At 53.3% G+C, this 11,012-nt stretch carries 9 protein-coding genes; all 9 read left to right on the top strand.

Features of this window, described 5'->3' with window-relative positions; all coding sequences use genetic code 11:
- Window positions 1–3,038 (top strand): efflux RND transporter permease subunit (locus tag G006_RS0124515; protein WP_020485870.1); only part of this gene is annotated, 3,038 nt, incomplete at its 5' end.
- Window positions 3,039–3,094: 56 nt separating this feature from the next.
- Entirely contained in the window at window positions 3,095–3,715 is a 621-nt protein-coding gene (locus G006_RS0124510; protein ID WP_020485869.1) for a cation transporter, read from the top strand.
- 93 nt (window positions 3,716–3,808) lie between these two features.
- Window positions 3,809–4,165 (top strand): hypothetical protein, encoded by a 357-nt coding sequence (locus G006_RS0124505; RefSeq protein WP_020485868.1) that lies wholly within the window; start codon window positions 3,809–3,811, stop codon window positions 4,163–4,165.
- 24 nt (window positions 4,166–4,189) lie between these two features.
- Window positions 4,190–4,507, top strand: coding sequence for a hypothetical protein (locus tag G006_RS0124500; RefSeq protein WP_020485867.1), 318 nt, complete (start codon window positions 4,190–4,192; stop codon window positions 4,505–4,507).
- 16 nt (window positions 4,508–4,523) lie between these two features.
- Window positions 4,524–4,742 (top strand): hypothetical protein, encoded by a 219-nt coding sequence (locus tag G006_RS0124495; RefSeq protein ID WP_020485866.1) that lies wholly within the window; start codon window positions 4,524–4,526, stop codon window positions 4,740–4,742.
- Window positions 4,743–4,804: 62 nt separating this feature from the next.
- Window positions 4,805–5,988 (top strand): IS3 family transposase gene (locus G006_RS0124485; protein WP_235048809.1). Its coding sequence is split into 2 segments (ribosomal slippage): window positions 4,805–5,069 and window positions 5,069–5,988, totalling 1,185 coding nucleotides; the frame shifts between segments, so codons are not numbered across the junction.
- A gap of 18 nt (window positions 5,989–6,006) precedes the next feature.
- Window positions 6,007–7,026: an efflux RND transporter periplasmic adaptor subunit gene (locus G006_RS26495; RefSeq protein ID WP_020485865.1), complete on the top strand. Its 1,020-nt coding sequence runs from the start codon at window positions 6,007–6,009 to the stop codon at window positions 7,024–7,026.
- An 11-nt stretch (window positions 7,027–7,037) separates the two neighbouring features.
- Window positions 7,038–10,151, top strand: a complete 3,114-nt coding sequence (locus G006_RS0124475; RefSeq protein WP_020485864.1) for an efflux RND transporter permease subunit — start codon at window positions 7,038–7,040, stop codon at window positions 10,149–10,151.
- Between the two features lie 30 nt (window positions 10,152–10,181).
- The gene (locus tag G006_RS0124470; RefSeq protein ID WP_020485863.1) at window positions 10,182–11,003 is read left to right on the top strand and encodes a TraX family protein; all 822 of its coding nucleotides are present in this window, start codon (window positions 10,182–10,184) and stop codon (window positions 11,001–11,003) included.
- Window positions 11,004–11,012: the final 9 nt, after the last annotated feature.

Here is an 11,012-nt window from a genome sequence, read left to right as displayed (position 1 = left end):
TGGATGCCATACCGGACTTGTCCGATGTGCAGGTGATCATCTTCACCGACTATGCCGACCAATCGCCGCAGGTAGTCGAAAACCAAGTGACTTATCCATTGACCACCGCCATGCTGGCCGTGCCGCATGCCAAGGTGGTACGTGGTTATTCCTTCTTCGGTCTGTCCTTCGTCTATGTGATTTTCGAAGACGGCACGGATATGTATTGGGCCAGGTCGCGGGTGCTGGAATACCTCAACTATGTAAAAAATCGTTTGCCGCAAGGTGTCACACCGGCATTGGGTCCGGATGCCACCGGTGTCGGCTGGATTTACGAATATGCCTTGGTGGACAAGACCGGCAAGCATGATTTGGCGCAATTGCGCTCGATTCAGGACTGGTATCTACGCTATCCACTACAGACTGTTCCCGGCGTTTCCGAAGTCGCCTCGGTCGGCGGCTACGTCAAGCAATATCAAGTGGAAGTCGATCCCAACGCGTTGCAAGCCTATGAGATTTCGTTATCCACGGTGATGATGGCCATCAAACGCTCTAATAACGATGTCGGTGGCCGCTTGCTGGAAGTTGGCGAAACCGAATACATGGTTAGAGGCTTGGGTTACATCAAATCCATCGCCGATCTGAATACCATACCGGTTGGCGTCGACGCCAACGGTACGCCGATACGCCTGCAGGATGTGGCTCATGTCCAGATCGGCCCGGAACTGCGGCGCGGCGTCACCGAACTCAACGGCGAAGGCGAAGTGGCCGGCGGCGTGGTGGTGATGCGCTTCGGCGAAAATGCCTTGGCGACCATCGAGGACGTGCGTAAAAAACTGGATGAACTCAAGAAAGGCCTGCCGGAAGGCGTTGAAATCGTCACCGTCTATGATCGTGGCAGTTTGATCGAACGAGCCGTAGACACCTTAAAGGATGCGCTGAGCCAAGAACTGATCATAGTCTGCGCCTTGGTGGCCTTGTTTTTACTGCATCTGCGCTCAGCCTTGGTGATTGTCATCACCTTGCCGCTGGGTATCTTGATGGCCTTTATCGTGATGAAATGGCAAGGTATGAACGCCAACATCATGTCCTTGGGCGGCATCGCGCTGGCGATCGGCGACATGGTCGATGGCGGCGTGGTGATGGTCGAAAATGCCCATAAACACCTTGCCGAAGCAGCCGAGAAGAAGCAAGCCAAGCTGACTTCACAGGAACGTTGGCAAGCCATCGGCAACGCCTCCCGCGAAGTGGGTTCGGGATTGTTTTCGTCCTTGCTGGTGATCACCGTGTCCTTCCTGCCCATCATCACCATGGAAGCGCAGGAAGGCCGCCTGTTCAGCCCATTGGCATATACCAAAACCTATGCGATGGCGGCGGCTGCGATCTTGACCATCACGTTGGTACCGGTGTTGATGGGCTATTTTGTGCGCGGCAAGATCATCCCCGAGCACAAAAATCCGATTAACCGTTTCCTGCATGCCATTCACTCGCCGGTCTTGAAATTGGCGATGCGCTGGCGGGCTGCCACACTCATCGTGGCTCTGCTGTTGATGGCCTCTACGCTCTATCCCTTATCCAAACTGGGTAGCGAGTTTATGCCGCCCCTGGATGAAGGCGATATTTTATACATGCCCACCACCTTTCCGGGCATCTCCATCACCAAGGCTAGGGAAGTCTTGCAACAGACCGACAAGATTATTAAGACCTTTCCGGAAGTGCATCATGTGTTCGGCAAGATTGGCCGGGCCGAAACCGCCACCGATGCCGCGCCGTTGATGATGGTAGAAACTACCATTAAGTTAAAGCCGCGAGAAGAGTGGCCTGATCCAACCAAAACCACCCGGCAACTGATGGATGAAATGGACAAGTCCATTCATTTTCCCGGATTGGCCAACGCCTGGACCATGCCCATCAAAACCCGGATAGACATGCTGTCTACCGGCATCAAAACCCCGGTGGGCATCAAGGTGTCCGGTCCCGATCTGAATGTGCTGCAATCCCTGTCGCTGCAAATCGAGCAGGCCATGAAAACCTTGCCGGACACGCTTTCGGCCTACGGTGATCGGGCGGTTGGCGGCTATTTTCTGGATTTCGACATCAACCGCGAAGCAGCCGCGCGTTACGGCTTAACGGTCGGCGATGTACAGGATGTGATTCAAAGTGCGATTGGCGGCATGAACATCACTGAAACCGTCGAAGGGCTAGAGCGCTATCCGGTCAATTTGCGCTATCCGCGCGATCTGCGGGATAACCCGGAAGCTTTGCGACGAGTGTTGATTTCCACCCCGACAGGCAGCCAGATTCCTTTAACATCGGTGGCAGACATCAACTTTAAACGCGGTACGGATGTGATTAAAACCGAGGATGCACGGCCCAACGCCTGGATTTATGTCGACCTTAAAATCTCTGACATCGGTGGTTATGTGGAGCAGGCAAAAAAGACCTTAGCCGAAAATGTCACGATACCGGCAGGTTATACCGTCACTTGGTCCGGTCAATTTGAATACATGGAACGGGCGGCGGAACGCTTGCGCATCGTGGTGCCCATCACGCTACTGCTGATTTTTATCCTGCTGTATACCGCCTTTCGAAATATCACCGAGCCGACTATCGTGATGTTGGCGATTCCATTCAGCCTGATTGGTGGAATTTGGTTCATATACTGGTTGGGATACAACCTGTCGATTACCGTCTATGTCGGCTTCATCGCCCTGGCCGGTACGGCGGCGGAAACCGGGGTGATGGTGCTGAGTTTTATCGACATTGAACTTGATAAGCTGCGGGCGCAAAAACAGGGGCCATTGACCGGCGAGGAAATCCGAGCGGCTAGCGAAGCGGCGACGGCTCTACGGGTGCGACCGGTAGCCATTACCTCGCTGGCCAACATCATAGGTTTGATACCCATCATGACGGCGACCGGAACCGGTGCTGATGTCACCCAGCGTATCGCCGCCCCCGCGCTGGGCGGCATGCTCACCGTGTTGATATTAAGCCTTTTGGTATTTCCTGTGATTTACAGTCTGGTGTTGCAATTTCAAGAACGGTTTCGACACCCATAGTCCTTAGAGGTTACTTATGCTTTCATCAATTTGTTAGGTTCACGAGGGAATTTGATATGGCTTCATGTTGTGAAAATAACTGCGCAATTGAGAAATTACGCGAACGACAACGCGGCACGCTTAAAGCGGTTCTCATCGTTAATGCTGTTATGTTTGTTGTCATTGTCGGCGGAGCCGTTTACGGAAAGTCGACGGCTCTACTCTCGGACAGCCTGGACAATCTCGGCGACGCGCTAACGTATGGCTTGAGCCTTTACGCCGTTTCCCAAGAAGCTGCCACCAAGGCGAAAGTGGCTTTATTCAAGGGTAGCCTGATATTGATCGGGGCGTGTGTGGTCTCGGCGCAAATCATTCAGAGGTTGATTGTGCCTGTTCTACCATCTTACGAGATCATGGGCGCTTTCAGTTTGGCTGGCCTGGCTGCAAATTCGCTATGCCTATTTCTTCTGTGGAAGCATAGAAACGAAGACATTAACATGAGCTCCGTGTGGGAATGTTCAAGAAATGACATAGCGTCAAATCTATCGGTACTTATCACAGCGGGAGCAGTTTGGTACTTTGAATCGGGATGGGCGGATATTTTCGTCGCATCCTGTCTTGTTATGCTGTTGTTGAATTCTTCTTTCCGGGTTATTCGCTCCGCGCTTAGAGAATTACATGAACCGCATTCTCTATAACCAAGGGAAAACGTAAAACGAAAAACCTAATTAGCGACCAATTTTAATGTGCCTCCACCCCCAAAAACAGGGTTTTATTTAAGGAGCTTTACTATGAGCATGACGAAAACTTTACTCATTTCAGCAATGCTGGGATTGTTGGGTGGCTGCGTCCAGCTGACTTCGCATCCCATGGACATGATCGTAGCCATTCATAACGCGAAAACAAAGACAGATCATGAAGCGCTGGCAGTTCATTACGAACAAATAGCCTATGAAATGAAAGTGAAGTCCGAAGACCACAAAAAAGAATTAGGGGAATATCAAGCAATTCTTTCAAAAGCAGATGAGCAATATGCTCAATTCGAAGCACATTGTTTACAACTGATCAAAATATATGCTCAAGCCGAGCAAGAAAACTTGGAAATGGCTCGGCTGCACCGTCAAATTGCTTCTGGATTACTAAACTAAAATCCGTTTCTCTGGAAATCACCTATGAAAACAAAATTACTGATTACTTTGCTTTTAATGACCGGCTTACTAGCTGCCTGTAGTGAAATCAATCCTCATTCGATGGATTTGGACCTGGCCGTACAGCATGAGGCGTTGGTAAAGCATTATGAAGAAACCGCTAAGGAGATGCAGGCCAAGGTCCAGGAACACAAGATGCTTTTGAGCCAATACGAGGCTAAAAGCTATCTTTATGGCCGGCAAGCCGAAGGGTTTAAAGAACATTGCCAAGCATTGATCAATGCCTACGAAAAAGCGGCTGAGGAAAATTTGATGATGGCAAATCTGCATCACCAGAAATAACGAGGGGGAAAGAGTCATGACTATCCGTTGGCATAAAACAATCCTAATCATGTTAGTCGGTGTGCTTTTCTTGCTGGAAGGATGTGCCGTTACCCAGCCCGCATTCTACCGGGCTTCGGAATTTAAGCCTGAATCCATAGGTCAGATTACGCTACTGCCAGCCGTTGATGTGCGAATCGATAAGCATGTCGCGGCACATCTCGAAGAACCCTTGCGCCAAAAGGCGGCAATGTAGTGGTCTAATAAAAACGGACACCCGAATAGGTTGATAAACTATCAACCTTCAAGGTGAAACGAATGAAACGAGAAAGGCGAAGTTTTGATGCGGCGTTCAAGCTGCAAGTAGTACAAATGATCCATGAACAGGGACTCACGGTTCCTCAGGTTTGTCAGGAGCTGAAGCTGGGCGAGACTGCGGTACGTCGCTGGCTGAAGCAGGTGCAGGCCGAGCAATCCGGTCAACCGGGCATAGGTAAGCCGTTAACCCCTGACCAGCAGCGGATTCGGCAGCTGGAATTAGAAAATCGGCAACTGCGTTCGGATAACGAATTGCTAAAAAAGGTTTCGGCCTTCTTTGCCAAGGAACTGCGATGAAACACCAAGTGATTCACCAGTTAACGGCAGAGAAGGTCGTCACGGTGCAGCAGGGTTGTCAGTTACTGGGCGTCAGTCGGTCGGGATGGTATGCGGCCCAGAGACGAGCACGGCAGCCTCAAGCGCTTTGCGGCACGCGGGTTCGACTGCGCAGTCTGTTCGAAGCCACCGGTCAATGCTATGGCAGTCGTCGTCTGCGCAAGGAACTGGCGGAACAGGGAATCGAGATTGGCCGTCATCGGGTGCGCAGCCTGATGAAGGAACTCCAGATCAAGCCGATCTGGAAACCCAAGTTTGTGCATACCACCGATAGCAACCACAACCTGCCGGTGTACGAGAACGTGTTGGATCGCCAGTTTGAGCAAGCCGAGGCCAACCGAGCTTGGGTCTCGGACATTACTTACATACGGACCCTGAGCGGTTGGCTGTATCTGGCGGTGGTGTTGGATCTTTATTCGCGCAAAATCGTCGGTTGGGCCATGGCACCCAACATGCCGACAGAACTGGTCTGCACCGCCTTGCAAATCGCCATCGCCCAGCGCCGACCGCCGCCGGGCCTGATCGTCCATTCCGACCGGGGTAGTCAGTACGCCAGTCACGAATATCGGGCGTTACTGGCCCATCATGGTTTTCAGGGCAGCATGAGTCGTAAGGGCAACTGCTGGGACAATGCCGTAATGGAGCGATTCTTTCTGAATCTTAAAATGGAGCGCGTCTGGCACCGCCAGTATGCCAACCATACCGAGGCCATCCGAGACGTGACCGACTATATCGTCAATTTCTACAACAGTCGGCGCTTGCATTCGTCATTGGGCTACCTGCCGCCCAACGGCTATGAAATGAAAATGGCAGATCAACAACCTATTTTGGTGTCCGAAAAAAGTTGACCACTACACGCTACGTCCTTGGTTCAGCGCAAAACCTTGCGTGCCTCGCTGCCGGCTACGGGAGTATTGCATGCGCCTTCCAACGCGGAAACAACCCTGACGGCACCGAGTGCCGGCATCGTCATATTTCCCGAGCAGATGCCCGTGGTGGGCCATGAGGTGGCCCGTGGCCAACTTTTGGCGTCCATCGTGCCGCGTCTGGCCGAACGGGGCGATATGGCATCCTTGAGCGAGGAAGCCCGTAAGACGCAACTGCGTCACGACTTGGCGCATAAAGAGCATGACCGCGCCAAAATGTTGCTGGACAGCGGCGTGATGGCCGAGCGCCAAACCCTCACCGCGCAAACCACGCATGAGTTGACGCATGCTGAAATGGAAGCCGCGCAAAAACGCCTGAATCAATACCGCCAGCCTGCCGATGCCAGCGGCAGCGGGATTCCTCTCAAAGCGCCACTGGCAGGCATTATCGCGCAATCGTTTGTGAGTAACGGCCGCTATGTGGAAAGCGGTGAGAAACTGTTTCAAGTCGTTGATCGCGGTCGGCTTTGGCTGGAGGCTCGGGTGCCGGAAGCGGATTCCGCACAACTCGCTCAAATCAGCGGCGCAGCCTTCAAGGTTGACGGTTACGATGATGTTTTCGAAATCAGGCCCGGCGAAAATGGCAGACTGGTATCGCTGGCAACGGTGATCGATCCCGTACATCGCACCTTGCCGGTGATCTTTGAGCTCGACCGGCCTGATCCGCGCCTGCCTTTAGAGTCTTTTGCTCGGGTACGCTTGTTTACCGGACAGGCGACCGAGGCGTTGGCGGTGCCGGAATCGGCATTGGTCGATGATAACGGACTCTCCGTGGTGTTCGTTCAGACCGGCGGCGAGTCTTTCGAGCGTCGACTGGTCAAGCTGGGTGTACGAGACTCGGGTTTTGTCGAAGTCAAAGACGGTCTCGCGCCGACTGACCGTGTCGTCACCCAAGGCGCTTATCTGGTGTATCTCGCGGCAACCGCGCCCGGCGCTGCCGTGCATGGCCACGTCCATTAAGGGGGAGTGTCATGATTGGATGGCTGCTGGATTGGTCGCTGAAGAATCGCCTGTTTGTCCTGTTATTAGGATTATTGCTGTTGCTGTGGGGCGGTTATGAAACCACCCGCATGCCGGTGGATGTGTTCCCCGACCTGACGGCGCCGACGGTCACCCTGATGAGCGAAGCGCACGGCATGGCGCCGGCGGAAGTGGAGCAACTGGTGACGTTTCCCATAGAGGCCGCCATGAACGGCGCGCCGGGTGTGCGTCGGGTCCGCTCCACCACGGGTGTCGGCTTTGCGGTGATCAATGTCGAATTTGCCTGGGGTACCGACATCTATCAGGCTCGGCAGATCGTCGCCGAAAAACTGCAATTGGCGCGTAGCGCACTGCCACAAGACTTGCCCTCGCCGATCCTGACCCCAATCGCTTCGGTGATGGGGGAAATTCTGTTTATCGCCTTGCGATCCGATCACGACGATGGCATGACCTTAAAAACCACGGCAGACTGGACCATACGCCGGCGTTTACTGGCGGTGCCAGGTGTCGCCGAGGTAATCAGCATCGGCGGCGATACCAAGCAATATCAAGTGGAAGTCCGCCCGGAACGTCTGGTGGCCTACGGGCTATCCCTCAATGACGTGATCGAGGCGGTGCGTGCCTCTAATACCAACGCCTCTGCCGGTTTTCTCGCCAGTGGCGGCCAGGAATATCTGATACAGGGTTTGGGTCGAGTCAAGCAGATCGAGGATTTGGCGCAAACGGCCGTATCGAGTCCATCAGGCCCGGTGTTATTGAAACATATCGCCGACATTCGCATCGGACCGGCCTACAAACGTGGTACCGGCTCTCATGATGGCGAACCGGCCGTCATTATCGGCATCCAGAAGCAGCCGTCGGTCAATACCCTGGAATTGACCGAGCGTTTGGAAAAAACACTCAATGAAATCCAGACGGCACTGCCCAAAGGCATGTCTATCGATACCAATATTTTTCGACAAGCGGACTTCATTGCTGTTGCGGTTGCCAATCTTGGTCACGCGCTGCGTGATGGTGCCATATTGGTGGTGATCATAGTGGCCTTGTTTCTGTTGAGTGCTCGCGCTACGCTGATTACCTTGATTGCATTGCCGATTTCACTGATCGTCGCCGTGTTGGCCATGAGCGCTTCCGGCGCTACCCTCAACACCATGACCCTCGGCGGCTTGGCCATCGCATTGGGGGCGTTGGTGGACGATGCCATTATCGTGGTGGAAAACATCGTGCGCAGGCTGCGAGAGCGTGCCGAGCAGCCATCACCCGCGCCGATTGCCGCCACGGTGCTTCGTGCCAGCCATGAAATTCTCGGCTCCATCGTTTACGCCACCTTGATCATCATGCTGGTTTTTGTACCGTTGTTTTTCCTCTCCGGCATCGAAGGACGATTGATGCAACCCTTGGGATTTGCTTATGTGGTGGCCATTGCCGCATCCCTGTTAGTCGCGGTAACTGTTACGCCGGCCTTGAGCAGTTATCTGCTGCCACATTCACGCACGGTAACGGAAGTGCACGAGAGCAAATTGGCGCTTGGACTGAAAGCTTATTACACCGCCTGCTTGGCGCGCGTACTACCTCACTGGCGCTGGACAGTGGTGGCATCAACCGGCACGATAGTCGCCACCCTGATTGCCTTGGCGCTGACCGGTCGCTCGTTTCTGCCCGAATTCAACGAAGGCAGCCTCACCATCGCCGTGGTGACGCTTCCAGGCACGTCGCTGGAGCAATCGGATCAGATTGGCCAGATGGCCGAAAAAATCATTCTGCAACTGCCGGAAACCGCCGCCACGGCGCGGCGAACCGGGCGCGCGGAGCTTGACCCCCATGCCCAAGCGGTTTATGCCTCGGAGATCGATGTCCGGCTGGCGATGAAAGACCGCGACAAGGAAACGGTGCTAGCCGAGTTGAGACGAAAATTGACGCTGGTGCCAGGTGCCAACGCCGTGATCGGACAACCGATTTCCCATCGTATCGATCACATGTTGTCGGGTACTCGCGCCAATATTGCCGTCAAAATCTTCGGTGACGATTTGGCCGAATTGCGCCGCCTGGCCCAGCAAGTGAAGGGATTGGTGGAAGCTGTCGAGGGGGCTGTGGATGTCTCTATCGACAATCCGTCGGATGTACCGTTTCTATCGGTGAAGTTTGACCGTGCCGCCATCGCCCGTTATGGGTTCACCATGGAGCAAGTTGCCGAGGTACTGGAAACGGCCTTTCAAGGCAAGGAAGTGTCACGCATCTTCGAGGGACAAACCGCCTTTGATTTGGTGGTGCGTTATCCCAGCGAATCCAAGGAAGACCTCGATGCCGTTCGCGCCACGTTGTTAACCTCACCCAGCGGTGCGCAGCTGCCCTTGCATGCCTTGGCGGATATTCAGAAAACCCGTGGCCCGGACACGATCAGTCGCGAAGATGTACAACGCAAACTGGTGGTCATGGCCAACGTGGCGGGCCGCGACCTGGCCGGTGTCGTGAACGACATTCGCCAGCGGGTGACCGCGCAGGTGCAAATGCCGTCGGCTTACCACATCGAATACGGCGGGCAGTTCGAAAGCGCCCAGGAAGCCGCGCAAACTCTGCTGATTCTGGGCGCGGTGGTCACGGCGGGCATATTTCTCTTGCTGTATGTGGCTTTTCACTCGATGCGCGACGCCTTGCTGGTGATGTTGAATTTGCCGCTGGCACTGGTGGGTGGGGTAATTGGCGTCTATGTGTCGGGCGGCATATTGTCGGTAGCGTCGATGATCGGATTTATCACCTTATTCGGCATTGCCACCCGCAACGGCGTGATGCTGGTTGCTCACATTCGCAATTTATGGGAACAGGAAGGCGTGAAAGACTTTACCGAAGTCGTTAGACGGGGCGCCTCGGAACGGCTGATCCCGATTTTAATGACGGCGCTTGCGGCGGGATTGGGATTGGCGCCGCTCGCCTTTAGCGGCGGCGAGCCGGGCAGTGAAATTCAGGCGCCAATGGCGACTGTGATTTTGTTCGGTTTGTTGACTTCGACCGTGCTTAATTTATTGGTAGTGCCGGTGTTGTATCTACGCTTCGGCGATTTACGGAACACAGTCCCTGGTCATTTGACAAGGACTGAAGATGAATAGCCAAAGTGCTAGGTATCCTGGTGTGTATCAATGTATTGGGATAAGTTTTCGTGCCAAATGATGAATTTAGCTGTGAGAGAAATTTTCCATCGAATTTCACAATTAACGCAGATCACCAATAGTTCGAAAATACAAAATCGGAGCTCAAGTATTGATTTAATTAAATGGCTGGCAATCTCAACGATGTTGATCGATCACATTCATTATATCTGGCCATCACTCACTGGTTTGTTTGTACCAGGCCGTATTTCATACCCACTTTTTTGTTTAATTATTGCGGCGAATATCAATCGGTCAGCTCAAGTTGATGCTTTTTGTATTCAAAGCATTAGATATTTCCTGTGGCTAGCAGCCTTCTCGCTACTCTCTGAACCAGCGTATCGTGTATTTTTTACAAAGCCCCTATCGCTTAACGTATTGCCAAGCTTGACTTTGGGATTCATGATTGCCCGGATGGCGCTACAAAAAAAGCTGATGGGCATTGGCGTAAGCATCGTTGCGATCTGTTTGGCTTATTGGTTCGATGGTCCTCTTATGTACGGCGTTTGTGGCACGTTGCTTCCTGCCGCGTTTCTCATTGCAATCAGAAATTCAACTGTTTTCTGGCTAATGCCCGCGGCTTTGTCTGCATGGATCAATAGAGGTGACTACTTATTTACAAATATAACCGGGTTACAGCTTTATCCGCTGCTAGTGCTGGGAACCAGCTTTACAGTTGCCTTATTTGGTCTCTGGCTGCTGCGTCAACCCATTCAGTTTAGGGTATGGCCAGTGGGGCGTTGGGCGTATTTCTTTTATCCTGGGCATCTTTTGATTTTATCCGCGGTAAGGTCGATTGCGCTAACCCTGTAATCAGAGATC

It is taken from the genome of Methylomonas sp. MK1 (assembly GCF_000365425.1).
GTDB lineage: Bacteria > Pseudomonadota > Gammaproteobacteria > Methylococcales > Methylomonadaceae > Methylomonas.
Note: the sequence above shows the minus strand (reverse complement) of the source record. Positions and strands in the feature narration are given on the sequence as shown.